The 23268-nt window shown below is 61.2% G+C and carries 24 protein-coding genes and 1 pseudogene; 11 read left to right on the top strand and 14 right to left on the bottom strand.

Going from position 1 to position 23268, the window contains the following annotated elements; translation table 11 throughout:
• Positions 1 to 43 precede the first annotated feature (43 nt).
• From AC1DE4_RS23000 to AC1DE4_RS23010, 3 genes are all read left to right on the top strand, one after another.
• Positions 44 to 1009, top strand: coding sequence for a homoserine kinase (locus AC1DE4_RS23000; protein WP_477883279.1), 966 nt, complete (start codon positions 44 to 46; stop codon positions 1007 to 1009).
• Complete coding sequence (rnhA, locus tag AC1DE4_RS23005; RefSeq protein WP_018859003.1) at positions 1006 to 1446, top strand: ribonuclease HI; 441 nt, start codon at positions 1006 to 1008, stop codon at positions 1444 to 1446. Before AC1DE4_RS23000 ends, rnhA begins: the two co-directional genes overlap by 4 nt.
• Positions 1447 to 1535: 89 nt before the next feature.
• A complete protein-coding gene (locus AC1DE4_RS23010) occupies positions 1536 to 2339 on the top strand; it encodes an endonuclease/exonuclease/phosphatase family protein (protein ID WP_477883281.1) in 804 nt (267 codons plus the stop codon).
• A gap of 66 nt (positions 2340 to 2405) precedes the next feature.
• Here AC1DE4_RS23010 and fdhA read toward each other — a convergent pair whose 3' ends face one another.
• Entirely contained in the window at positions 2406 to 3596 is a 1191-nt protein-coding gene (gene fdhA, locus AC1DE4_RS23015) for a formaldehyde dehydrogenase, glutathione-independent (protein WP_162745685.1), read from the bottom strand.
• Between the two features lie 257 nt (positions 3597 to 3853).
• Here fdhA and AC1DE4_RS23020 point away from each other — a divergent pair, with 257 nt between their 5' ends.
• Complete coding sequence (locus tag AC1DE4_RS23020; RefSeq protein WP_062370487.1) at positions 3854 to 4162, top strand: Dabb family protein; 309 nt, start codon at positions 3854 to 3856, stop codon at positions 4160 to 4162.
• Between the two features lie 37 nt (positions 4163 to 4199).
• Here the strand turns inward: AC1DE4_RS23020 and AC1DE4_RS23025 are convergent, their stop codons facing one another.
• The 6 genes from AC1DE4_RS23025 to AC1DE4_RS23050 form a co-directional block, all read right to left on the bottom strand.
• On the bottom strand, positions 4200 to 5099 hold the full coding sequence (locus tag AC1DE4_RS23025) for a metal ABC transporter solute-binding protein, Zn/Mn family (RefSeq protein ID WP_025661104.1): 900 nt from the start codon (positions 5097 to 5099) through the stop codon (positions 4200 to 4202).
• A gap of 15 nt (positions 5100 to 5114) precedes the next feature.
• A complete protein-coding gene (locus AC1DE4_RS23030; protein ID WP_025661105.1) occupies positions 5115 to 5987 on the bottom strand; it encodes a metal ABC transporter permease in 873 nt (290 codons plus the stop codon).
• Positions 5984 to 6724 (bottom strand): metal ABC transporter ATP-binding protein, encoded by a 741-nt coding sequence (locus AC1DE4_RS23035; protein ID WP_477883284.1) that lies wholly within the window; start codon positions 6722 to 6724, stop codon positions 5984 to 5986. The genes AC1DE4_RS23030 and AC1DE4_RS23035 overlap by 4 nt, the downstream gene beginning before the upstream one ends.
• Positions 6721 to 6849, bottom strand: coding sequence for a hypothetical protein (locus AC1DE4_RS23040; RefSeq protein WP_272481253.1), 129 nt, complete (start codon positions 6847 to 6849; stop codon positions 6721 to 6723). The genes AC1DE4_RS23035 and AC1DE4_RS23040 overlap by 4 nt, the downstream gene beginning before the upstream one ends.
• 135 nt (positions 6850 to 6984) lie before the next feature.
• Positions 6985 to 7470: a peroxiredoxin gene (locus AC1DE4_RS23045; RefSeq protein WP_018859011.1), complete on the bottom strand. Its 486-nt coding sequence runs from the start codon at positions 7468 to 7470 to the stop codon at positions 6985 to 6987.
• A gap of 62 nt (positions 7471 to 7532) precedes the next feature.
• Positions 7533 to 8369: a protein-disulfide reductase DsbD domain-containing protein gene (locus AC1DE4_RS23050; RefSeq protein ID WP_025661107.1), complete on the bottom strand. Its 837-nt coding sequence runs from the start codon at positions 8367 to 8369 to the stop codon at positions 7533 to 7535.
• A 140-nt stretch (positions 8370 to 8509) separates the two neighbouring features.
• Between AC1DE4_RS23050 and AC1DE4_RS23055 the strand changes: the two genes are divergently transcribed.
• Together AC1DE4_RS23055 and AC1DE4_RS23060 are read left to right on the top strand one after the other, a co-directional pair.
• Positions 8510 to 9109 (top strand): YqgE/AlgH family protein, encoded by a 600-nt coding sequence (locus tag AC1DE4_RS23055; protein WP_018859013.1) that lies wholly within the window; start codon positions 8510 to 8512, stop codon positions 9107 to 9109.
• Positions 9110 to 9264: 155 nt separating this feature from the next.
• Complete coding sequence (locus AC1DE4_RS23060) at positions 9265 to 10332, top strand: zinc-binding metallopeptidase family protein (protein ID WP_025661108.1); 1068 nt, start codon at positions 9265 to 9267, stop codon at positions 10330 to 10332.
• Positions 10333 to 10361: 29 nt separating this feature from the next.
• Here AC1DE4_RS23060 and AC1DE4_RS23065 read toward each other — a convergent pair whose 3' ends face one another.
• From AC1DE4_RS23065 to thrC, 4 genes and pseudogenes are all read right to left on the bottom strand, one after another.
• Positions 10362 to 13274 (bottom strand): EAL domain-containing protein, encoded by a 2913-nt coding sequence (locus AC1DE4_RS23065; RefSeq protein WP_477883287.1) that lies wholly within the window; start codon positions 13272 to 13274, stop codon positions 10362 to 10364.
• Complete coding sequence (locus AC1DE4_RS23070) at positions 13271 to 13885, bottom strand: GNAT family N-acetyltransferase (RefSeq protein WP_062370482.1); 615 nt, start codon at positions 13883 to 13885, stop codon at positions 13271 to 13273. Before AC1DE4_RS23070 ends, AC1DE4_RS23065 begins: the two co-directional genes overlap by 4 nt.
• Positions 13886 to 13914: 29 nt before the next feature.
• On the bottom strand, positions 13915 to 15213 hold the full coding sequence (locus AC1DE4_RS23075; RefSeq protein ID WP_025661111.1) for a M16 family metallopeptidase: 1299 nt from the start codon (positions 15211 to 15213) through the stop codon (positions 13915 to 13917).
• 3 nt (positions 15214 to 15216) lie between these two features.
• Positions 15217 to 16640, bottom strand: a pseudogene (thrC, locus tag AC1DE4_RS23080) (threonine synthase).
• Between the two features lie 228 nt (positions 16641 to 16868).
• Here thrC and AC1DE4_RS23085 point away from each other — a divergent pair.
• Together AC1DE4_RS23085 and AC1DE4_RS23090 are read left to right on the top strand one after the other, a co-directional pair.
• Positions 16869 to 17513 (top strand): hypothetical protein, encoded by a 645-nt coding sequence (locus tag AC1DE4_RS23085; RefSeq protein ID WP_025661113.1) that lies wholly within the window; start codon positions 16869 to 16871, stop codon positions 17511 to 17513.
• 49 nt (positions 17514 to 17562) lie between these two features.
• Positions 17563 to 18483 (top strand): diacylglycerol/lipid kinase family protein, encoded by a 921-nt coding sequence (locus AC1DE4_RS23090; protein WP_113263123.1) that lies wholly within the window; start codon positions 17563 to 17565, stop codon positions 18481 to 18483.
• Positions 18484 to 18526: 43 nt separating this feature from the next.
• Here AC1DE4_RS23090 and AC1DE4_RS23095 read toward each other — a convergent pair whose 3' ends face one another.
• From AC1DE4_RS23095 to AC1DE4_RS23105, 3 genes are all read right to left on the bottom strand, one after another.
• Positions 18527 to 19408 (bottom strand): MBL fold metallo-hydrolase, encoded by an 882-nt coding sequence (locus tag AC1DE4_RS23095; protein WP_025661115.1) that lies wholly within the window; start codon positions 19406 to 19408, stop codon positions 18527 to 18529.
• 190 nt (positions 19409 to 19598) lie between these two features.
• A complete protein-coding gene (locus AC1DE4_RS23100; RefSeq protein WP_025661116.1) occupies positions 19599 to 20288 on the bottom strand; it encodes an HAD family hydrolase in 690 nt (229 codons plus the stop codon).
• Positions 20289 to 20408: 120 nt separating this feature from the next.
• A complete protein-coding gene (locus AC1DE4_RS23105; RefSeq protein WP_477883290.1) occupies positions 20409 to 21095 on the bottom strand; it encodes an ArsR/SmtB family transcription factor in 687 nt (228 codons plus the stop codon).
• 72 nt (positions 21096 to 21167) lie between these two features.
• Between AC1DE4_RS23105 and AC1DE4_RS23110 the strand changes: the two genes are divergently transcribed.
• The 3 genes from AC1DE4_RS23110 (at position 21168) to AC1DE4_RS23120 (ending at position 23139) form a co-directional block, all read left to right on the top strand.
• Positions 21168 to 21497, top strand: a complete 330-nt coding sequence (locus AC1DE4_RS23110) for an NIPSNAP family protein (RefSeq protein WP_477883292.1) — start codon at positions 21168 to 21170, stop codon at positions 21495 to 21497.
• Positions 21494 to 21847, top strand: a complete 354-nt coding sequence (locus tag AC1DE4_RS23115; RefSeq protein WP_192241870.1) for an antibiotic biosynthesis monooxygenase family protein — start codon at positions 21494 to 21496, stop codon at positions 21845 to 21847. The genes AC1DE4_RS23110 and AC1DE4_RS23115 overlap by 4 nt, the downstream gene beginning before the upstream one ends.
• A gap of 161 nt (positions 21848 to 22008) precedes the next feature.
• Positions 22009 to 23139 (top strand): site-specific DNA-methyltransferase, encoded by a 1131-nt coding sequence (locus AC1DE4_RS23120; RefSeq protein WP_016553038.1) that lies wholly within the window; start codon positions 22009 to 22011, stop codon positions 23137 to 23139.
• The last annotated feature ends 129 nt before the right edge of the window (positions 23140 to 23268 follow it).

A 23268-nucleotide genomic window follows, 5' to 3' on the forward strand; every position in this document is an offset into this window, starting at 1 on the left:
GGGGCGCTGGCGTTCGATTGATCAAGCTTTCGTGGGACGTAAATTGGCAGTCTATACCGATATTTCCGAAGACGATTTGAAGTGGTTCCTGACGGAGTACGACACCGGAACGCTGCTCTCCTACAAGGGGATCGCGGAAGGCGTCGAGAACTCGAACTTCCTGCTGCACACCACCAAGGATCCGTTGATCCTCACCCTTTACGAGAAGCGCGTCGAGAGGAACGATCTGCCGTTCTTTCTGGGGCTGATGCAGCATCTGGCCGCTCGCGGTCTGTCCTGCCCGCTGCCGTTGCCGCGAAAGGACGGGGCCTTGCTTGGTACGCTGTCCGATCGCCCGGCAGCGCTGATCTCGTTCCTGGAAGGCATGTGGCTGCGCAAGCCGGAAGCCAAGCATTGCCGCGAGGTCGGCAAGGCGCTGGCAAAGATGCACGTCGCCGGCGACGGCTTCGAGTTGAAGCGGCCCAATGCGCTGTCGGTCGATGGCTGGAAGGTACTCTGGGAGAAGTCCGAGGCTCGGGCCGACGAGGTGGAGAAGGGGCTGCAGAACGAGATCCGCACGGAGCTCGATTTTCTCGCGGCCCACTGGCCGAAGGACCTGCCTGACGGTGTCATCCATGCGGATCTCTTCCCCGACAACGTCTTCTTCCTCGGCGACGAGCTATCGGGCCTGATCGATTTCTATTTCGCCTGCAACGACCTCTTGGCCTACGACGTCTCGATTATCCTGAACGCCTGGTGCTTCGAGAAGGATGGCGCCTACAACATCACCAAGGGCATGGCGATGCTGGAAGGCTACCAGAGCGTCCGACCGCTCAGCGATGCCGAACTGGCAGCACTACCGATCCTTTCGCGCGGTTCGGCATTGCGCTTCTTCCTGACGCGCCTCTACGACTGGCTGACGACGCCGGAGGGGGCGCTGGTCACCAAGAAGGACCCGCTCGAATATCTGCGCAAGTTGCGCTTCCACCGGCAGATCGCCAACGCCGCGGAATACGGACTCTCGGCATGAAGCACGTCGATATCTACACCGACGGCGCCTGCTCCGGAAATCCCGGCCCCGGCGGCTGGGGCGCGGTGCTGCGCTATGGCGAAGTCGAAAAGGAACTGTCGGGCGGTGAGGCGGAGACGACCAACAACCGCATGGAGCTGCTGGCCGCCATCTCGGCGCTGACGGCGCTGAAGAGCGCGTGTGAGGTCGACCTCCACACCGACAGCAAATACGTAATGGACGGCATCTCCAAGTGGATCTTCGGCTGGAAGAAAAACGGCTGGAAGACCGCCGACAAGAAGCCGGTAAAGAACGGCGAACTTTGGCAGGCGCTAGACGCCGCCAACCAGCGCCACAAGGTCAAGTGGCACTGGGTCAAGGGCCACGCCGGCCATCCGGAAAACGAGCGCGCCGACGAGCTCGCCCGCAAGGGCATGGAGCCGTTCAAGAAGCGCTAGACTTGGTGCTCGGAATGGTGCGGAAACAAGGACATCGCGCGTTTCCCTGAATCTGCAAGGAATCGTTCGGCGTAGATCGGGGGGATGTGATGCGGATTGTCTCGCTGAATGCATGGGGCGGAAAGCTGCATGCGCCGCTCATTCCCTACCTCGCCGAGATCGACGCCGATGTTCTCTGCCTGCAGGAAATCACGCGCTCGGTAACCGTTTCCAGTGACTGGCTGGTCTACCGCGACGGCAGTCATATCCTGCCGCAACGCGCCAATCTGTTTGCCGAGATCAAGGCGATCCTTCCCGCCCATGATGCCCTCTACGCGCCGACCGCAAGGGGCGAACTTTTCGAAGGCGAGACCTCTGTCGTGTCGGAATTCGGGCTTGCAACCTTCGTGCGCCAATCGCATCCGGTCATTGGCCAGGCGATGGACTTCGTACACGGCGACTTCTCGAGCGATGGCTATGGCGCACACCCCCGCGCGCGCAACGCGCAGTGCCTTCGCCTGTTCGATTATCGCGCCAATCGTCCGATTACCATCGCCCAACTGCATGGCCTACGCGACCTTGCCGGCAAGGGCGACACGCCAGCGCGTCGCGGCCAGGCGGATGTCTTGGTCGCTCTCATCCGCCGCATATGGCGCGAGGGCGAGCCGCTCGTCGTCTGCGGCGACTTCAATGTGCTTCCTGACAGCCTCATGTTCGACGCGCTTGCCGAACTCGGTCTCACCGACCTCGTGACCTCGCGCGGCCATAAGGATACTCGAACCTCGCACTACACCAAGGAAGGCCGCTACGCCGACTACATGTTGGTCACGGCAAATGTTGACGTCGTGGGGTTCGACGTCGTTGAACAGCCCGAGTTGTCCGACCATCGGGTTCTCTTGCTGGATATCGCGTAGGAATTTTGGGGTGGCGCAACGGATGCGGAATGCACCCGCTGCGCCGAGCCTCGGGAGGCTTGTTGATTACGCCGCCTTGGCGACTTCGCCGTGCGGGTCGAGCACGAACTTCATCGCAGCACCATGGTCGAAGCTTTCGTAGCCCTGTACCGCATCTTCAAGCGGGATGACCTTGGCGTTGACGATATCGGCGATCGGCAACCGGTCATGCAGGATCGCCTGCATGAGCTGGCGGTTATACTTCAGCACCGGCGTCTGGCCCGTATGGAAGGACTGCGCCTTTGCCCAGCCGAGGCCGAAGCGGAGCGACAGGTTGCCGTGCTTGGCGGCGTTGTCGACGGCGCCCGGATCTTCGGTCACGTAGAGGCCGGGAATGCCGATCGAGCCGGCCGCGCGGGTGATTTCCATCATCTGGTTCAGAACGATCGCCGGTTGCTCGCCGCCCGAATGCCCGCGTGCCTCGAAGCCGACGGCGTCGATGGCGCTGTCCACTTCGTTAGTGCCGGTCACCTGCGCGATCATGTCGCCGAGCCGGTCGCTCTTCGACAGGTCGATCGGCTCGAAGCCGACCTTGGCGGCATGGGCAAGGCGATCCTTGTTGAAGTCGCCGATCATCACGACGGCAGCCCCGAGGATGCGGGCGGATGCAGCCGCCGCAAGCCCGACCGGACCGGCGCCGGCGACATAGACGGTGGATCCGACGCCGACACCGGCGCGCACCGCACCGTGGAAACCGGTCGGCAGGATGTCGGAGAGCATGGTCAGATCGCGGATCTTTTCCATCGCGCGGTCGCGGTCCGGGAATTTCAAGAGGTTGAAATCGGCATACGGAATGGTCACGTAGCGGGCCTGCCCGCCGATCCAGCCGCCCATGTCGACGTAGCCGTAGGCGCCGCCGGCGCGCGCCGGGTTGACCGTCAGGCAGACGCCCGTGTCCTGCGATTTGCAGCAGCGGCAGCGGCCGCAGGCGACGTTGAACGGAACGGAGACGAGATCACCGATCTGCAGCATCTCGACATCGACACCCTTCTCGATCACCTCGCCGGTGATTTCGTGGCCGAGAACAAGGCCGGGCATCGCGGTGGTGCGGCCGCGAACCATATGCTGGTCCGATCCGCAGATGTTGGTGGAGATCACTTTCAGGATGACACCGTGCTCGATCTTGCGGCCATCGGGTGCCTCAAGTTTCGGATCGTCGATGTCGTGGATTTCGACCTTGCCGGGCCGCATGTAGACGACGCCTCGGTTCTTGCTCATTTCCATCTCCTCCGTTGAAAATGCTGCCTCGTGCGGGGCTCCTCTTCCCCGCGCACTGGATACCGACAGATTAGACGAGAATGTAGGACGCGCCGTTCCGTTTACGACGGTTGGGGCGTCGAATTGGTCACGTCTCGCACGCCGGTCTTGCCGTGGCCATTCAGATGGGGATCTCTGCAAAACGGCACATCCTTGTCACTTGCCCCCGCGACGTTTCTCCTTATGCTCGCCTGAAAACGGATCCGGGAGGTCACCACATGATCCTGCACTGCGTGCTGATGCGGCTTAAGGCTGCCATGACAGGGGAAGAGAAGCAGTCCTTGTTTGACGCGATCGTCGCATTGAAGCAGGTGATCCCCGGCATCATCGACATCAAGTGTGGCCCGAATGTCTCGCCAGAGGGGCTACATGCGGGCTACGTCGATGGTTTTGCGGTCACCTTTGAAAGCGCGGAAGCGCGCGACGTCTACCTCGTGCATCCCGAGCACGTCGGCGTCGGCGAGCGCATCGTGTCCTCGACCGACGGCGGCTTGGGCGGCCTGATCGTCTTCGATCTCAACTATTGAGGCCGTGCCGCGCCTTGGCGCGATCCGGCCGTCGCCGTCAGCTGGCTTTCGCCATCGCCGCCACGAGCAGATCGACGTTGTAGCGGAACATCTTCTCGTAGGTCGAAGCCGGCCCCTTGGCGTCGGAAAGAGACTCGACGTAGAGCTCGCCGCCGGGTTCTGCCCCCGTCGCCTTCGCGATCTGCCTGACCAGGCGCGGATCGTTGGAATTCTCGATGAAATACGTTTTCACGTGCTCGGCCCTGATCTGCTCGATCAGCTTGGCGACATCGGCGCCGGAAGCTTCGCTCTCCGTCGAGACGCCGACCGGCGCGAGGAACTGCACGCCATATTCACGGCCGAAATAACCGAAGGCGTCGTGGCTGGTCAGGACCTTGCGATGGTCCTCAGGGATATTGGCAAGCTCCGAGTGCGCGTAGGCATCGAGCGCATCAAGCTTCTTCAAATAGACTTCGGCGTTGGTCTTGAACGCCGCAGCATCGGCCGGCGCGGCCTTCGCAAGCGCCCCTTCGATGTTGGCGACCCAGACCTTGACGTTGACCGGGCTGTTCCAGACATGCGGGTCGGTGACCGTCTGCCCATCCTCTTCCATGCTGCGGAACTTGATCCCTTCCGAGACGACGACCGGTTTGCCCTTGTAGCCCGAGGCGCTGATCAGGCGGTCCATCCAACCCTCCAGACCCTCACCGCTGACGAAGGCAACCTGTGCAGCGTTGAGGTTCTTCGCGTCGCTTGGTGATGGTTCAAACTCATGGGGGTCGCCGTTCGGGCCGACGAGGCTTGTGACCGTGACGCGGTCGCCGCCGACCTGGCGGACGACGTCGGCAAGCACGGTGAACGATGCGACCACCTTGAGGGTTGCGGCAGAAGCCGACGTCGTCGAAAGCGCGACGAGTGCGGGAAGCATCATTGAGAAAAGCAGTCTGCGGGAAATCATTGGGGTCTCCGGTTGTCAGCCCTTCAGATGCGGGCGAGGAAGATACCGCCGGGCAAGGCCCGACGGGGCAAGGAAGATCGAAATGGCGTAAAGCAGCGCCGCCGTCATGATGATCGTCGGTCCGGAGGCGAGTTCGAGATGGTAGGAGGCGATGAGCCCGAGATAGCCGGAGGCTGTGGCACTCGCCGCCGCGATTGCCATCATCGACGGGAGGCTAGGCGACCAGAGCTGCGCGATAGCGGCCGGCAGCATCATAAGGCCGACCGCCATCAACGTCCCCAGGGCCTGGAAGCTCGCGACCAGATTGAGTACGACCAGCAGCAGGAAGATAAAGTGATAGATCGGTCCGCGTCCGCCGATGGCTCGGAGAAAGCCGGGATCGAAGCATTCCGCGACCAGCGGCCGGTAGATGATCGCAAGCGTTGCCAGCGTCGCCGTGCTGATCGCGCCGATCTCGTAAAGGGCGGATGCATCGATCGCGAGGATGGTGCCGAAGAGAACGTGCAACAGGTCGATATTCGAACCGCGCAGCGAAACGATGAGCACGCCGAGCGCCAGCGAGGAGAGGTAGAAGCTGGCGAAGCTCGCATCCTCCTGTAAGGAGGTCGCGCGGCTGACCATGCCGGACAAAAGTGCAACTGAAAGCCCGGCAACGAGCCCGCCCAATCCCATTGCCGTAAGCGAGAGCGAACCGGCAATAAGATAGCCGATGGCGGCGCCGGGCAGAACGGCATGGCTCATGGCATCGCCGACGAGGCTCATTCGCCGCAGCATCAGGAACACACCGATCGGCCCGGAGCCAAGCCCCAGGCACAGGCAGGCGACGAGCGCGCGGCGCATGAAGCCATAATCCGCGAAGGGCGCGAGGAGGAGATCGTAGGCGGTCATCTGGCGGGCTCGCAAATGCCGGCGCTCTCGTCCCATCGCTCGGCCATCGCCCGCGCTTTGCGAAGGTTCGCCTCGGACATGACATCCGCCGTTGCGCCCCAGCCGATGACGTCGCGCGCAAGCAGGAGTGTCTGCGGAAAGTGGGCGTGGACCTGCGTGAAATCGTGAAGGACAGCAAGCACCGTTCGGCCTTCGCCATGCCAGTTGGCAACGATATCCAGAAGATCCCGCGTGGTGCGGCCATCGATAGCCGTGAACGGCTCGTCGAGAAGGATGACATTCGCATCCTGCAGCAGCAGCCTTGCAAAGAGCACGCGCTGAAACTGGCCAGCCGACAGCGATCCGATGCCGCGCCGTTCGAAGCCTCCCAGCCCAACTGCCTCCAGTGCGTCGTGCGCTTTCTGCCACTCCGCTGATGCAATGTGCCCTAAGGCCCCAGACTGTCGCCAGGCTCCCAGCAGAACCGTGTCGAGTACCGAGATAGGAAAGCGGCGGTTGATGTTGGCTGCCTGTGGCAGATAGCCGAAATCCGTGCTCTTCAGCCGGTGCCTTATCATGCCGGAGGAGGGACGGAGTTCTCCGATAATCGCCTTCAGCAGGCTCGATTTGCCGGCTCCGTTTGGGCCGGCGATCGCCGTCAGGCTTCCGGCCGCGATGGTTCCGGTCACATGATGCACGGCTGGATGCCGCTGATAGGCGACCGTCAGATCTTCAAGCTCGATCGCAATGGCGCTCATGGCAGCAGCGTCGCCCAATGGATTGCCGCCCAGAGCGGGATGCCGATCAAGGCAACATAGAAGACGCGACGGCCGGCAGAGAGCGCCATCAGGCCTGAAGAATGTCGAAGCTCCCAAAAAGTCATAGCAACACCAAAATGTAATAACATTACAGTTATGTTATAACAAATGAGGCAAAAAAATGGCGTGCTGTGAACTTTGACGACGAAACAAAAAAGCGGCCGCATGGGCCGCTTTCAGTTTGGTTGAGGCTCGAAGCCTTACAGCTGTTCCAGCATCCTGGCGGCGCCGGAAACCGTAGCCTGACCTGGGCTTTCTTCGACATTCAGTGATTTCACGACGCCGTCTTCGACGAGCATCGAGTAACGCTTCGAGCGAACGCCGAGACCGCCTGCCGAGAGATCGGTGTCGAGGCCAAGCGCCTTGGTAAAGCCCGCGTCCCAGTCGGCGAGGAAGTGGATCTTGCCCATGCCGCCCGAAGACTGGGCCCAGGCACCCATCACGTGCCAATCGTTGACGGCGACGACGGCGATGTCATCGACGCCTTTGGAAAGGATGGTGTCGCGGTTCTCGAGATAACCCGGCAGGTGGTTCAGCGAGCAGGTGGGCGTGAACGCGCCGGGGACCGCAAAGAGAACAACGCGCTTGCCGTTGAAAAGCTGCTCCGTCGAAATTTCGACCGGGCCATCCGACGTCTTTTCCTTGAAAGTGGCCGCAGGAAGCTTGTCGCCGATTGCGATGGTCATGGACGTCTCCTTGTCATATGGCGGCACTAGTGCCGCGATTTTGGCGCGACTATAGAACGAGATCACTCAAAGGCAAGCGGTGTCTCGATGGCGCGCGAGCCGTCGATGACAAGAGCGCTCCATGTCTTTCCGCTGAGGTCATATGCCTTGGGAAGCTTGTCCACGGACAGCGTCGTCGTGAAGTTGCGACCGTCGCGATGGGTTGCCGTCTGTTTGGTAAAGACGCGCCCGCTCGGGCCTGTGACGATCACCTCAGGCGCGCTCTCGCCACTCTCCGGCAGGGTAATGCTGAGGGAAAGTTGCTTCATGTCGGCCGACAGCGCGTGGTCGTCGACTTTGAATGCGGAGGAGGCGGCTTGTGGCAAGGCTGCCTCGGCATCCCTGAGAATGGCCTCTTCGGCCGGCCGCGACTGGGCCAATTGTTTAAAGGTCAGCGATAGCTCTGCCTGGAAGGGGATGCAGATTTCCTCGCAGATGCCGATAAAGGCGTTTGCCTTGAGCTCATGAAGAGCAGGGTCTTTCGCCGTCAGTTGCAGCGGGAAGGTGACAGGCGCGTCGTAGGCAACCTCATCGATCTTGTCGGCGACAATGTGCTTTGGGACGGGGTAGCTCATCTTGTCGAGCGACACGCCTTCGGAGGAGAGAGTGACTTGAGGCGGGATGCCGCTGTTGCCCGGTTCGCGCCAATAGGTGATCCAGCCTGGCTTCGGCTCGATCTGCAATCCGGCGCGAATATTTCCGTTTGCATCGGGCGGAAGCGCGATCAGGCGCATCCGACCGCCCTCGTTGTCGGCCCAGGCGCTCATCTCCGCCCTGGCGGGCTGAGAAAACTGCAGCACGGCGACGAACAGGCACAGGGCGGAACCGAATTGGCGGATGGTGAGTGAAATAGTCTGCATGGATCAATGATGTATTGACAATCCCTATGCTCGGCTAGAACTCGCGTACATTTAAGTTTTCATTTTCAGTTGATTGATCCGTGACATTGGCTCATGCTCATGGTGTCGGGGCCTAGCGCGGTCTGGCAGAAGGAGGAGTGATGTCCTTGGCGACCGTGAAAAACAAAAGAGAACGCGGCTTCTTCGATGGCCAGTTTCTCATTGCCATGCCGGGCATGGAGGATCGCAATTTCGCCCGCACGGTGATCTACATCTGCGCCCATTCGGATGCGGGCGCGATGGGGTTCGTGATCAACCGCCCGCAAGAGCTGACCTTTACTGACGTTCTCCTGCATCTCGAAATGATCAAGGACGAAGAAGCTATCCTCCTTCCTCAGCATGATTGCCCGATCCAGACGGGTGGGCCCGTGGAAAGCGGCCGCGGCTTCGTGCTGCACTCCGATGACTATCTCTGCGAATCCAGCATTCCCGTCAGTGACGATATCTGYATGACGGCAACGCTCGACATCATCCGCGCCATTTCCAATGGCAAGGGACCGAAGCGGGCGACCATGCTGCTCGGCTATGCCGGCTGGGGTGCGGGACAGCTGGAAGCCGAAGTCGGCAACAATGGCTGGCTCACATGCGCGGCGAATGAGGAGCTGATCTTCGATCGCAGCCTCGACGACAAGTACGAGCGAGCACTGGCCGCAATGGGTATCAATGCCGCCATGCTCTCAGCCGAAGCCGGCCACGCCTGATCGGCGGAACGATCTGCAAAAAAAGCGCGTTCTCTGCTGGCGCGGGCAATAAGGCCCAGTCAGGAGAAGCAGGTTGATGGAAACCACGACCGGAAATTGCCCGCCGTCCATGTTGCACGATGGGTTTTTGATCCCCATCCCGAGGGAGGCGCGCGTTGAGGCTCTTTGTATGTGACAACTGCGACCAGGTTGTTCATTTCGACAATCGCCAGTGTGTTCGGTGCGGTCATCGCCTTGGCTTCCTGTCGAATAGTCTGCGCATGCATGCAGTTCAGCAGCAGGACGGCGATGTCTGGCAATACGTGGCTCAGCCGGATCTGGTGCGCTTCTGTGCCAATGCCGGCCTCGACGTCTGCAACTGGCTGGTGGAGGACGGAGACGCGGGGGATTACTGCGTCGCCTGCCGGCATAACAGGCTTGTGCCGAATTCAGCGACGCAAGATGGCGTCGATCGGTGGCGCCGCATCAGCCAGGCACAGCGGCACCTCTTCTACTCCCTCTTGCGTTGGCGGCTGCCGCACCCGGACCGCACGCAGGATCCCGTAGGCGGCCTGGTTTTCGACTTCCTCGAAGACACCGTCAAGGAAGACGGCAGCGTCGTGCCAGCGATGACGGGACACGAGGAGGGCCTTATCGCAATTCGGGCCGCCGAGGCCGACGACGTCACGCGCGAACAGGCTCGCACCTCGATGAACGAACCTTACCGGACGCTGCTCGGTCATTTCCGCCACGAGACGGGTCATTTCATCTGGAACCGCCTCGTGCGCGATAGGACCGCCTTCGATGGATTCCGAGCGGTGTTCGGCGATGAGCGCAAAGACTACAGCGAAGCCCTTGCACGGCACTACGCGAATGGCGCTCCGCCCGGCTGGCAAGAGAGTTTCGTCAGTGCTTATGCCAGCGTTCATCCCTGGGAGGACTTCGCTGAGTGTTTTGCTCATTACCTTCACATTGTCGATACCTTGGAGACCGCTCGAGCCTTCGGCGTTGCAATTGATCCCCGCGGTCACGAAGAGATGGCGGCCGAGGTGGATTTCGACCCCTACAGGGCAGCAAGTGCCGATCAGCTTGTCGATGAGTGGGTGCCGCTCAGCGTTGCGATCAACTCGATACAGCGCAGCATGGGACAGCCCGATTCCTATCCGTTCGTGCTCTCAGCGCCGGTGGTCACCAAGCTTGAATACATGCATCAGCTGATAGCGGGAGCCGCTGCGCCGCAATAGGGAGCGGCATAGCTTGGGTCGCGGGTCGGCTAGGCGCGCTTCGTCAGCGGGAACCGCTCCTTCAGCAGCCGCAAGACGGACTCCGATGCCATCGGCGGTCCGAACAGATAGCTTTGCCCGAAGGTGCAGCCCATCTTGGCGAGTTCCATCGCATCCTCGTTGGACTCGATCCCCTCGGCAACGACCTTCATATCCAGTTCGCGCGCCATGGCGATCACGGAGCGAATCACGGTCGCCTTCTTGTCGCTAGTGTCGCACACCATCGTCTTGTCGAGCTTGATCGTGTCGAACGGGAAGCGCGTCAGATAGGCAAGCGACGAATAGCCGGATCCGAAATCATCCAGAGCAAGGCCAAGGCCCATTTCGCGCAGCTTCTCGAGAACGAGGCGCGCCTGTTCCGGGTTCTCCATGACCATGGATTCCGTCAGCTCGAGTTTCAGGCGTGACGGATCGCAATGGGTCTTCGCCAGCACCGAGCGGACGTCGTCGAAAAGCTCGTTGTTAAGCAACTGCGCACTGGAGAGGTTGATCGAGACGAAGATCGGCAGTTCGCCCGTCTGGTTCTCCCAGCCCATCAGGTCGTTCGTCGCCTGTTCCAGCGCATAGCGGCCGAGCATGTCGATAATGTCGGATGCCTCCGCGATCGGTATGAACTCCGAAGGCGGAATGCTGCCGCGTTTCGGATGCTCCCATCGCATCAAAGCTTCGAAGCCGGCGATCTCCACGTCTTCAAGCCCTGCGATCGGCTGGTAGACCATCGACAGTTCCTTGCGCTCGATGGCGCGGCGCAGGTCGGATTCGAGCTGCAGCCGGTCGGCGCCGAAATCGCGGAAGGCGGGCTGGAACGGCTCGACGCGATTGCCGCCGGCGCGCTTTGCCCGGTACATCGCGAGCTCCGCGTCGCTGAGCATGCCCGCAGCACTTTCCTGCTGATCGACGAAGGAGGCCAGCCCGATCGACGCCGTCAGGATGATCTCGCGATTGGAGAAGTTGATCGGCACCATGATCGCCTTGCTGATCGCATCGGCAAAATCGGCCACCTTCGTCGGATCGCGTTCGGACGTCAGGATGAGACCGAACTGATCGCCGGAGAGGCGCGCGAGCGTATCCTGCGGCTTGAGGAGGCGGCGCAGGCGGCGCGTGAGCGCGATCAGGATATTGTCGCCGGCGGCGATCCCGAGCGTATCGTTCACCAGCTTATAGCGGTCGATATCGATCACCATCACCGTCGGGCGCAGCGTCTCGCCACCGGGCGCCAATGCCAGCACGGCCTGCAGGCGATCGAGGAACAGCTGGCGGTTCGGCAAGCCGGTCAGGTTGTCGTGCAGTGCGTCGTGGAGCAGCCGCTCGACGGAGTTCTTCTGTTCGGTGACGTCGATGATGGTGCCGACGCAGCGGATGATCTCACCGTTCGAGCCAAGCACAGGCCGCGCGCGGATGAGAAGCCAGTGGAAATGACCGTCTTCCGCGCGGATGCGGAACTCGTGGTTTAGTCGCCCGCGGCGATGTTCAAGGAGCACATCAAGCGTCGCGCGGAAGCGGTCGCGATCGTCGGGATGCAGCCGCGGCAGCCAATTGCGCGCGGCGCCATGCATAGCGCCGAGCGGGAGGCCGAGCTTGACGGAGACATCGGGTATCGTGACGATACGATCGCGCGCCACATCCCAGTCCCAAACCGTATCACCCGAGCCCGTTAGAGCCAGCGATTGACGCTCGAGATCGGAAAACAGCCCTTGCTGGAACGCGCCGCCAGCAAAGGCGTGCTGCATCACGGTAAAGCCGATCAGCAGGACGATGAGAACAAGGCCGCCGCCGAGTGCGGGCTGGATGATGTCGTTATCGAGCCGGCCGGTAATCGTCAGCCATGCACCGAAGATCCAGACAAGGATCAAGGCCCAGGCCGGGACCAGCAGGATCGCGCGGTCATAGCGGTTGAGCCCGAGGTAGACGATCAGCAGAAGGCCCAACGTCGCGGTCAGCGCGAAGGAGAGGCGCGCGATGCCTGCGGCAATTGCCGGGTCGTAGATCGCGACGCCGAAAAGCAACGCCAGGCCGAGCACCCAGGCGAGCGTCACGTAGCCGAGGTGCGTGTGCCACCGGTTGAGGTTGAGATAGGTGAACAGAAAGATGACGAAGCTGGAGGCAAGGGCGACTTCCGCACAGGCGCGCCATATTCGCTGGTCGGTTGACGCAATGCTGATCAGTTTACCGAGAAAGCCGAAGTCGACGCAAATGTAGCCGAGGACGGCCCAGGCGAGTGCCGCCGTTGCCGGCAGCATCGACGTGCCCTTGACGACGAAAAGGATAGTCAGGAACACCGCCAGCAGGCCGGCAATGCCGAGCACGATGCCGCGATAGAGCGTGAACGCGTTGATCGTGTCCTTGTAGGCGTCGGGTTCCCAGAGGTAGATCTGCGGCAGCTCCGGCGTCGTCAGCTCAGCAACGAAGGTGATGACGGCGCCGGGGTTGAGCGTGATGCGAAACACGTCCGCCTCGTCGCTCGGCTGCCGGTCGAGCGCAAAGCCTTCGCTCGGCGTAATGGCGATAACGCGCTGCGAACCGAGGTCCGGCCAGAAAAGCTTGGAATTCACGAGGCGGAAGTGGGGGGCCACGATCACGCGCTCAAGCTGCTCGTCGGAGACGTTGGCAAGCGCGAAGACGGCCCAGTCGCCCTGGTGATTGTCGGAGCTGGCACGTACCTCAATACGGCGACGGATGCCGTCGGCACCGGCAGCGGTCGAAACCTGAAAGGCTTCGCCCTGGTTGGCGTAGATCTCCGTCGTGGCAGTCAGGTCGAGTGCCGTGTCGTCGCGGGAAATCTTGACCGGTTCGGCGGCCTGAACGTGGCCAGCCACTAGCAGGATGGCTGACAGCAAGAGAGCTGCGATCACCGCGATCGATCGCCTGGCCGGTGATGAGAGCAGCATGCGGTTGTTGGTCATCGGCTGTCGGTTATCCTGCCTTTATCCGTGTCGGTGGCGAGCAATGAGAACATTACATGGTCGTGCCAATGACCGTTGATTTTCAAGTATCCGCGCAGATAGCCTTCCCGCTGAAACCCGGCTTTTTCAAGCAGGCGGATGCTCCGAGCATTGTCTGGAATACAGGCTGCTTCGATACGGTGCAACTCAAGCCCTGCGAAGATGTAGGGTATAACCAATTGAAGTGCGGCGAACATATGACCCTGACCGGCATAAGCCTCGCCCATCCAGTAGCCGATCATGCAGCTTTGTGCCGCCCCGCGCCTGATGTAGCCGATCGTGATGCCGCCGAGCAGCGTCATGCCCTGTTTGTGAAACAGAAGGAGCGGAATGGCCTGGCCGGAAGCGTACTCCTGCTTGCCGCGGATGACACGGGCGCGATAGGAGCCCTCCGTCAGCTCGTCGCGGCGCCATGTCGGCTCCCACGGTTCCAAGAACTGCCGGCTCGCCGCCCGCAGCTTGTGCCACTGGTTGAAATCCTGGTAGCGCGGCAGGCGCAGCACATAGTGCTCGTTCTCGAGCTCGACCGAATCCGGCTGTCGCGACAGAAACCGAAAAACCGATTTTGGCATCGATCACTCCCGGCAGGATGGATCTGGGATCAGACGAGGGCTTGCTTGCCCTGGTGATCGGGCGAGGAAAGAGACGCGGTAATATCCTCCATCGGGGCCAGATGTTCGAGCGGTCCAATGGCCGAGAGCGTCGGCACGGTATCGAAGAACAGGCGTCCCGCAAGATCCGTAAGGCGCTCGACCGTGATCCCCTCGAGGCGTTCCATCATCTCCTGGTTGGAGATGGGGCGGCCGTAGAGCATCATCTGCCTTGCGATCTGGCCGGCGCGGGCGGCGGGGCTTTCCTGGCCCATCAGCAGCTGGGCGCGGATCTGGGCGCGGGCGCGTTCGATTTCCTTCTGTTCGATCGTCGCCGCCGACTTGTGCAGTTCGTTAATGATAACAGGCACCAGCTCCGGCAGGTTCTCGCCACCGGTGGCGGCATGGATGCCGAAGATCCCGGTATCGGAGAAACCCCAGTGGAAGGCGTAGATGGAATAGCAGAGGCCGCGGATCTCGCGCACCTCCTGGAACAGCCGGGATGACATGCCGCCGCCGAGGATGTTGGCGAGGATCTGCGAACAGTAGAAGTCGCGGGCGTGATAGGCCTTGCCTTCGAAGCCGAGCAGGATCTGCGCATCCATCAGGTCGCGCGTCTCGCGGATATTGCCGCCGATGTATTTTGCAGGCTCCATGACGGGCGTCGCCGATGGCGAGGTGGGAAGGCTCGCGAAGCGCTCCTCGACCATGCGAGCGAACTCGTCGTGCCGGACGGCGCCGGTCGCAACGACGAACATCCGGTCGGTCGTGTAATTGCGGCTGAGATAGCCGCGGATCTGCTGCGGCGTGAACGACACCACGGTCTGCGGCGTGCCGAGGATCGCCCGGCCGAGGGTCTGGTCGCGATAGGCGGTCTCGGAAAACTTGTCGAAAACGACGTCGTCAGGCGTGTCGTTTGCCGCGTTGATTTCCTGCAGGATGACCTGCTTCTCACGCTCGAGTTCTTCCTCCTCGAAGGCGGACTCCGTCAGGATATCGGCCAGGATGTCGACAGCGAGCGGGACATGATCCTTAAGCACGCGGGCATAGTAGGAGGTCGTTTCGGTGGATGTTGCGGCATTGACCTCGCCGCCGACATCCTCGATTTCTTCAGCGATTTCGCGCGCGCTGCGGCGTGCCGTGCCCTTGAAGGCCATGTGCTCGAGCAGGTGAGCGATGCCATGCTCGTCTGTCGTCTCGTTGCGCGATCCTGATTTGATCCAAACTCCCAGCGCAACGCTTTCCAGATGCGGCATGGTCTGTGTGACTACTGTCAGCCCGGATTTGAGCCGGGTGCACTCAACTGTCATTGGCTATCTTTCTGCGCCTGCGTTACTTAGGCCCGAGTATGCTCGCCGATGAAGGTCTCAATGGCTTTGAGCTCAGGCTTCACAATCTGAAAGCGCTCCTCCTTGTGCATCAGATCAGCAAGCCACGTCGGAAGCGCGGGGTCAATACCGGAGGCCGATTTTACGGCGGCGGGGAATTTTGCCGGGTGTGCGGTGGCAAGCGTCACCATCGGCGCGTTCGGCTTCTCGTGTTTACCAGCAACGAAGACGCCGATTGCCGAATGCGGATCGAGAAGATAGCCGGTGTCGGCATGGGTTTTCTTGATCGTCAGGGCGACCTGCTTTTCGCTGGCGCGCCCGGCGCGGAAGTCCTTTTTGATGAAGGCGAGGGCGTCCTTTGCAATCTCGAAGCCGTTGGACTGCTTGAGGCTGTTCATCGCCGCGCGAACCTTCGATGCGTCGCGATCATAGGCCTCGAACAGAAGCCGCTCGAAGTTCGAGGAGATCTGGATGTCCATCGACGGCGAAGTCGTCGCTTTCACGGTTTTCATCTCGTAGCGGCCGGTCTTGAGCGTGCGGTCGAGGATATCATTCTCGTTGGTGGCGACCACCAGCTTGCCGATCGGCAGGCCCATGCGCTTGGCGCAGTAACCGGCAAAGATGTCGCCGAAATTGCCCGTCGGCACGGTAAACGAAATCTTACGGTCCGGTCCGCCAAGCGCGATCGACGTCGTGAAGTAGTAGACGATCTGGGCCATGATGCGGGCCCAGTTGATCGAGTTGACGCCGGAGAGTTTAACGCGGTCGCGGAAAGGTGCATCGTTGAACATTGCTTTGACGAGGTTCTGGCAGTCGTCGAAATTGCCTTCGACGGCAAGCGCGTGAACGTTGGAGGCCGTGGAGGTCGTCATCTGGCGCTGCTGCACCGGCGAGACCTTGCCGTTCGGGAAGAGGATGAAGATGTCGGTGCGTTCGCGACCGGCAAATGCGTCGATCGCCGCGCCGCCAGTGTCGCCGGAGGTGGCGCCGACAATGGTCGCGCGCTCGCCACGCTTCTCCAGGGCATAGTCCATCAGCCGGGCGAGCAGCTGCATCGCGACATCCTTGAACGCCAGCGTCGTGCCGTGGAACAGCTCCATGACGAAGCTGTTCGGGCCGGTCTGGACGAGCGGGGCGATCGCAGGGTGACGGAAGGTACCATAAGCCTCGTCGATCATGGAGCGGAACGTCTCGTCGGGAATCTCGCCGTTGGTGAAAGGCGAAAGGATCGTAAAGGCGACCTCCTGGTAGCTCTTGCCCCGAAGCGCGCGGATTTCCTTTTTCGTGAAATGCGGCCACTTACGCGGCACGTAGAGACCGCCGTCGCGCGCCAGGCCGGCCAGCAAAGCATCACAAAAACCGAGGGCAGGGGCTTCGCCGCGGGTCGAGATATAATCCACTGTCGTCATCCTTGATGTGCCGGCCGGAGGAAATCCGGGTTGGAGGGGAAGTCTGCCTGTTGCCGCATCTCGCTTGCCCTGCCGGCCGTGGCCCGCGATCCCGAAATGTGCATCAAAACGGTTCTTACCCAATCGATTTTTGTTTGCGCCGCTGATATAGACCATCGCAAACTGTCACGAAAGGCCTGCCATCAAGTGATTGGGCCTGCCAAAAAACTTTGTGAAGAGGGTGGAATAATCGTGCTTGGCAAGGTCTCGCGTCTCATCGTTTCGGCTTCTTTTGCGGCAATTCTTGCCGGCTGCAACTCGCTCGGTGTGGGCGGGGGAGACAGCGCAACAGCACCGGCCCAGCCGAATGGCAATGCGCAGATCATGCCGATGGCGCCGGCCAATCCCTCGTCCAATAACGCATCGATCGGCACCGCCAAGACCGCGTCGGGCAACACTGCCCCTGTCGTCCAGGGAGCATGCCCGCAGATCTTCATGAAGGACAAGGACGCGATCTTCCGCACCTATGCCGGCGGCGCCAAGACCGGCGATGCGGACAAACTCGCCTTCCAGGCATCGATCGGTGACTATACGCGCCAGTGCAGCCTGAACGATGCAAACCTGACGATGACTGTTGTCGCCCAGCTTCGGGTTCTCGCCGGCCCGAACGGTTCGCCCGGTAAGGTCACGCTCCCGGTTCGCATCACGGTCTTTGACGGCGAGGATGCGCTTTATTCCGAAGTAACGAATTTCCCGGTCGAGGTCGGCTCCGGAGCCACCCAGGCGCTGTTCCGCAAGGACGGTATCAAGCTTCCGGTCGGTTCCGGCTCAATGGTGCGCGTGAACATCGGTTTCGACCAGGGGCCGGTTTCGACGAAAAAGAAGAAGGCCTGAGGAACGTTTCCGTATCGCTAAGCTGATCGGCGCGGGGAGAGCAGATCGCTTGAAAATCGGCATCGTATTGAATCCGGCGTCGGGTCGACGCGGAAAGAAGCTGTTCTGGTCGGCGCTGCGGCGCGCGATAGAGGCGAGATTTACCAATCTCAGCCTGCGTGAAACCAAGGGGCACGGCGATGCCGAACGGTTCGGGCGCGAACTGGCGGATGACGGCGCCGATCTGGTGATCGCCGTCGGTGGCGACGGGACGATCGGCGAAGTGGCCGGCGGCATTTTGAAGTCGCATCGGCCGGGCACGGCCTTCTCCTTTATTGCGACCGGCACCGGATGCGACTTCGCACGCAATTTTCCGGTGTCACGCGATCCTGCTACGATCGCCAACCGCCTGACCTCTCCAACGGTACGGCAGATCGATGCCGGATTGCTCACCTGCGACGACGAGGATGGGGACACCGTCAGCCGCCACTTCGCCAACATCGCGAGCTTCGGCGTTTCCGGTCACATCGTGCAGGCCGTCAACGAGGCGCCCAAGGGCAGGCGTCTGCCGGGACCGATGGTCTTCTTCTTCCACAGCCTGCTTCAAATCCTGCGTTACACGTCACGCGACATCCGTCTCAGGCTGGACGGCGAGGATATCTATGAAGGGCCGATCACCGCGGTTGCCGTTGCCAACGGCGCATGGTTCGGCGGCGGCATGAAGGTCGCTCCGGATGCCGATGTTGCCGATGGCCTGTTCGACGTAGTCATCATCCGCGGCGCCGGCAGGCTGAAGGTCCTGACGCTGATGAACAGCATCTACAGCGGCGGCCATCTGAAAAGCCCGCTCGTCAGCATCCATCGCGCAAGGCTCGTCGAGGCTTGGCCGATCGGCAGGGAGCCGGTGCCGATCGACAGCGACGGCGAAGCCCCTGGGCAGCTTCCGGCGCGCTTCGAGATTATGGTCGGTGCGCTAAGCCTGAAAATCTAGCAATTGCAGGATAACAAAGGGACGATCGGCAAGGCCGTGGCTCTCATGCGACGTTCAACCCTTCCAGGCGTGCTTGAATCGTCGCCCCGAGATTGGTTTCGTGAAACGTCTCGTAGAATGCCACCGCTTCCGGCGACATGTCGGCCGGGATGGCCACGAAATCCTGAAGTCGAAGGCTCACCAATTTTCCCAATTCCGGGTTTGCGAGTTCAGTCGCGCTTAGGTTTTCGACCCGGGCCGCCAGTGCTCGGAAATAAGACAGGTTGTCGTCAACAGTGGACGGCGAGATCGTCCGTCCATGTGCGGGGATGACGAACTTGGGGTGCAAGTCGCGGATCCGTTCGAGCGATGAACAGATCAGCCGAAGGTCGTTGGAGCTTTTACTCCAGACCTCCGGAATGGGCGTCTCGACGGCGTCGGCAGCCAGGCAGACACGGATCTCCGGAAACCAGATGGCAACATGGTCAGGCGTGTGCCCCGGTGTGTGGATGAGCTCCAGAGTGAGGTCGCCGCCATGAAGGGCCATCGAATCTGAAAAGGTGATATCGGGCGCGATGAGTTCGACGTTTCGGAACCGCGGCTCCTCACGCATCTTCTCGTCCAGAACTTGACGGCAGGAAGTGTCGCTCAGACGTGCACGCGCAGCCGTGTGGGCAATGATCGGGGCCTTGCCGGCAATCGCGGCGTTGCCCCAGAAGTGATCCCAGTCCATGTGGGAATTGACAACGATGAGAGGACGAGCGCGCATGTCCTCGTCAAGCAACTCCAATGCCATCCGGCATAACTCAGGCGTTCCGAGAGTGTCGACGAGGACGTTGAATCTCTCTGTGCGGACGAAGACGGCGTCAACCTCTTCTCCCGCCCTGAGGATGGAAATCCGATCGTCGAGTTCGGGATGGGTGCACAATTCCACGGAAATAGTCATGCGAGACAACCAGCATTCAGACACAGACAGTTACTTTGATAGCTGAATGAGTTCGTTCTGTCGCGATGCTATGCGGGGACCCCGGTCCCCATAGCAAGATCGGTCGCAGAGTTTCGACTCTGCGACCGATCTTGTAGCTGAACTTCAAATGGGGACTGTTCCGGCGGCTGCTGCTCGAGAGTAACCGGAGTTACACTGCGCCTTCCCACTCGGCGAGCGCGGCGACGACGCCGGGCAGATCGTTCATGCGGGAGATGACGGTTTCAGCGCCGGCATCGGTCAGCTTGTCGGCATGTGACGGATAGGTGTGCGAGGCACCGGTAAAGCCGATGACTCGCATGCCTGCTGCGCGTGCGGCGTGGATGCCGTGAACGGAGTCTTCGACCACGACAACACGCTCGGTCGAAACGCCCATCTGCTCGGCGCCGTGCAGGAAGATATCCGGCTTCGGCTTCACGCGATCGGCCCCGAGATCCTTTGCCGAGAAGATGTGGGGCGCGAAGAGGCGCTTCAGGCCAACTTTGCCAAGCATCATGTCGAGGCGCGCGGTGCTGGAGTTGGAGCAGATGCAGCGCTTCAGCTTCAGACGCGAAAGAGCGGCTTCGACGCCCGCTATCGCCTGCACGTCTTGCTCCAGGCGCATATCGAGGAGCCTCTCGGACTTGTCGAGCAGCGAGGCTGATATCGGGATGCTGGCCTCGCGCTCGACCTGGAAGAGAATATTCTGCCACGTCATGCCGGCGAAGCGTTCGCCCATTTCTTCGATGCTGATCGGATAGCCTGCTTCGGTGAGAAGCTTGGATTCGACATCCGCAGCGATGATTTCCGAATCGACCAGAACGCCGTCGCAGTCGAAGATAATGAGGTCGAAGCCTTCCATTTACTCACGCCTTGTTTGGGATGATGCCCCTTTACACGATGCCTCGCAGAAGCTCAACCGACAGCGGGGCATGGCTGGATTGCGTGTCGCGGGCGGCTTCGATTTTACGGGTGTTCGCGGCTATTTGGTGGCTGGAAACAGTGCAAGAAACTGCCGTTCGCCTTCCGGGGAAAAGACCACGGAGCGGCTTTCCGCCGTGCGGCGGGCCCAGCCCTTCTCGAGGAAATTCGAAAGCAGGGCCTTGCCGAGGCTGCCGGCGAGGTGCGCCCGCCGTTCACTCCAATCCAGACAGGAGCGGCAGAGCGGCCGACGCGACGATTTCAGGGCGTGGACGTCGATTCCGATAGTTTTGAGCTCGGTTTCGCCGCTCTCCGTCAGGGCAAGACCGTCGCCCATGGCATCGATCGCTCCCTTGGCAATCAGGCTGTCGAGCATGCGAACGCCGTAGTCGCCGGCGAGGTGATCGTAGCAGATGCGGGCCTTGCGCAATGCCGGTTCCTTTGGCCCTGGCTTATGGCGCAGATGGCCGCGCCCTGCCGCAAAGCCCATGATGCTCTCCAGGAACTTGCCGACGCTGTCATCCGCCAGCGTGAAATAGCGATGGCGGCCCTGTTTGCGCTGCACGAGCAGATTGCCCGCTTCCAGCTTGGCAAGGTGCGTGCTCGCCGTCTGCACGGTAACACCGCCCGCCGCTGCAAGCTCGGTCGCCGTCAGCGCCCTGCCGCCCATCAATGCAGTCAGCATGTTGGCGCGGGCGGGGTCGCCGATCAGTGCGCCGATCTGAGCTATATCAGGTCCTTCCTTCATAGTTCGATCATAACCGAAGCATCGTCGTCGGACAATGTGCGAAAACTATCTCCAGACAACAAGGAGACGACGATGATTACTTGCTTCATCCGCTACGAGATCGATCCGTTCAAGAAGGAAGCCTTTGCCGAGTATGCCCGCAACTGGGGCCAGGCGATCCCGCGCAACGGTGCAGACCTGATCGGCTATTTCGCACCGCATGAGGGTTCGGCCACGACGGCTTACGGCGTGTACAATATCGAAAGCCTCGTCGCCTACGAGGCCTATCGCGCCCGTCTTGCCGCCGATACGCTCGGCAAGAAAAACTACGAGTTCGCCAAACGCGAACGTTTCATTCTCAAGGAAGATCGTATCTTCCTCAAAAACACTTCCCTTCCTCATGCAAAGCTGGTGATGCCATGATCGCTGTTATCTTCGAAGTCCTGCCCTTCATGGGCGAACGCCACACCTATCTCGATCTCGCCGGCGAGCTTCGCGGTGAACTGGAAAAGATCGACGGCTTCATCTCGATCGAGCGCTTCGAAAGCCTCACCAATCGTGGCAAGCTGCTTTCGCTTTCCTTCTGGCGTGACGAGGAGGCTGTGAAGACGTGGAGAAACCTGGAGGCGCACCGCGCCGCCCAGCACGCCGGCCGCAACGGCGTCTTCGCGGACTATCGGCTGCGCATCGGCCACATCGTCCGCGACTACGGCATGAACGACCGTGCCGAAGCGCCGGCGGATAGCCGCAAGGTGCACGACGTGGCGGCCTAACGAGAGCAGCCGTAAGGGCAGGGGCCGCTGCCCAACTCCTTCGGCGCCAAAGCGCCTGCGACTTATTTTCCCGAAATCGCTCATGCCTTCAGGCTTTGGTAACCAAACTGAGTAACCATAACAGACAGTAAAAAGCGTAATGTGTATGAGCGAGTTTCCAGATGGCGTCAGTATTTCCGCTTGCCGATCTCAAGGCCTCCGCAAAGCCGGACTCCTGGATCGACACGATCATCAAGGGCGATTGCGTTGCTGCCCTTGAAGCCCTGCCGAACCACTCCGTAGACGTAATTTTCGCCGATCCGCCGTACAATCTGCAGCTTGGCGGCACGCTGCATCGTCCCGATCAATCGCTGGTCGATGCCGTCGATGACGAGTGGGATCAGTTCGCCTCGTTCGAAGCCTATGACGCCTTCACCCGCGCCTGGCTGCTCGCGTGCCGCCGTGTCCTGAAGCCGACGGGCACGATCTGGGTGATCGGCTCCTATCACAATATCTTCCGCGTCGGCGCCACGCTGCAGGATCTGAACTTCTGGATCCTGAACGACATCGTTTGGCGCAAGACCAACCCGATGCCGAACTTCAAGGGCCGTCGTTTCCAGAACGCGCACGAGACGATGATCTGGGCGAGCCCGAACGCCAAGGCCAAGGGTTACACCTTCAACTACGACGCCATGAAGGCTGCCAACGACGACGTGCAGATGCGTTCCGACTGGCTGTTTCCGATCTGCAGCGGCAACGAGCGCCTGAAGGGCGACGACGGCAAGAAGGTGCACCCGACGCAGAAGCCGGAAGCGCTGCTTGCCCGCGTCATCATGGCTTCCTCGAAGCCCGGTGACATCATCCTTGACCCGTTCTTCGGCTCCGGCACGACGGGCGCCGTCGCCAAGCGCCTCGGCCGCCACTTCGTCGGCATCGAGCGCGAGCAGGACTACATCGACGCGGCCTCCGCCCGCATCGAAGCGGTGGAGCCGCTGGGCAAGGCTGAACTCACCGTCATGACCGGCAAAAAGCAGGAAGTCCGCGTGGCGTTCAACGTGCTGGTCGAAAGCGGCCTGATCAAGCCCGGCCAGGTGCTGACTGATGCGCGCCGTCGCTACAGTGCGATCGTTCGTGCTGACGGCACGGTCGCCTCCGGTGGCGAGGCCGGCTCCATTCATCGCCTTGGGGCAAAGGTTCAGGGCCTTGATGCATGCAACGGATGGACATTCTGGCACTTCGACGACGGGCAGTCCCTGCGCCCGATCGACGAATTGCGGTCCGTGATCCGCAGTGATCTGGCAAAGGCGGAATGACGCGCGCCTCGACCTGATCGAGACCCCCTTCTTCCGGTGTTTTGTACCTCCAGTTACGGAAGAAGGCCTGGCGCCCGGGATCAACACCCCGGGCGCTCTTCATTTTGGCTCGCGCGGCAGCGCAATTCC

Source organism: Rhizobium sp. 10N414, assembly GCF_056394785.1.

Bases quoted from the DNA above. Each gene is read 5' to 3' on its own strand.
- rnhA (WP_018859003.1), top strand. From the start codon at position 1,006: ATGAAGCACGTCGATATCTACACCGACGGCGCCTGCTCCGGAAATCCC.
- AC1DE4_RS23010 (WP_477883281.1), top strand. From the start codon at position 1,536: ATGCGGATTGTCTCGCTGAATGCATGGGGCGGAAAGCTGCATGCGCCG.
- fdhA (WP_162745685.1), bottom strand. From the start codon at position 3,596: ATGAGCAAGAACCGAGGCGTCGTCTACATGCGGCCCGGCAAGGTCGAA.
- AC1DE4_RS23020 (WP_062370487.1), top strand. From the start codon at position 3,854: ATGATCCTGCACTGCGTGCTGATGCGGCTTAAGGCTGCCATGACAGGG.
- AC1DE4_RS23025 (WP_025661104.1), bottom strand. From the start codon at position 5,099: ATGATTTCCCGCAGACTGCTTTTCTCAATGATGCTTCCCGCACTCGTC.
- AC1DE4_RS23030 (WP_025661105.1), bottom strand. From the start codon at position 5,987: ATGACCGCCTACGATCTCCTCCTCGCGCCCTTCGCGGATTATGGCTTC.
- AC1DE4_RS23035 (WP_477883284.1), bottom strand. From the start codon at position 6,724: ATGAGCGCCATTGCGATCGAGCTTGAAGATCTGACGGTCGCCTATCAG.
- AC1DE4_RS23040 (WP_272481253.1), bottom strand. From the start codon at position 6,849: ATGACTTTTTGGGAGCTTCGACATTCTTCAGGCCTGATGGCGCTCTCT.
- AC1DE4_RS23045 (WP_018859011.1), bottom strand. From the start codon at position 7,470: ATGACCATCGCAATCGGCGACAAGCTTCCTGCGGCCACTTTCAAGGAA.
- AC1DE4_RS23050 (WP_025661107.1), bottom strand. From the start codon at position 8,369: ATGCAGACTATTTCACTCACCATCCGCCAATTCGGTTCCGCCCTGTGC.
- AC1DE4_RS23065 (WP_477883287.1), bottom strand. From the start codon at position 13,274: ATGACCAACAACCGCATGCTGCTCTCATCACCGGCCAGGCGATCGATC.
- AC1DE4_RS23070 (WP_062370482.1), bottom strand. From the start codon at position 13,885: ATGCCAAAATCGGTTTTTCGGTTTCTGTCGCGACAGCCGGATTCGGTC.
- AC1DE4_RS23075 (WP_025661111.1), bottom strand. From the start codon at position 15,213: ATGACAGTTGAGTGCACCCGGCTCAAATCCGGGCTGACAGTAGTCACA.
- AC1DE4_RS23095 (WP_025661115.1), bottom strand. From the start codon at position 19,408: ATGACTATTTCCGTGGAATTGTGCACCCATCCCGAACTCGACGATCGG.
- AC1DE4_RS23100 (WP_025661116.1), bottom strand. From the start codon at position 20,288: ATGGAAGGCTTCGACCTCATTATCTTCGACTGCGACGGCGTTCTGGTC.
- AC1DE4_RS23105 (WP_477883290.1), bottom strand. From the start codon at position 21,095: ATGAAGGAAGGACCTGATATAGCTCAGATCGGCGCACTGATCGGCGAC.
- AC1DE4_RS23110 (WP_477883292.1), top strand. From the start codon at position 21,168: ATGATTACTTGCTTCATCCGCTACGAGATCGATCCGTTCAAGAAGGAA.
- AC1DE4_RS23115 (WP_192241870.1), top strand. From the start codon at position 21,494: ATGATCGCTGTTATCTTCGAAGTCCTGCCCTTCATGGGCGAACGCCAC.
- AC1DE4_RS23120 (WP_016553038.1), top strand. From the start codon at position 22,009: ATGGCGTCAGTATTTCCGCTTGCCGATCTCAAGGCCTCCGCAAAGCCG.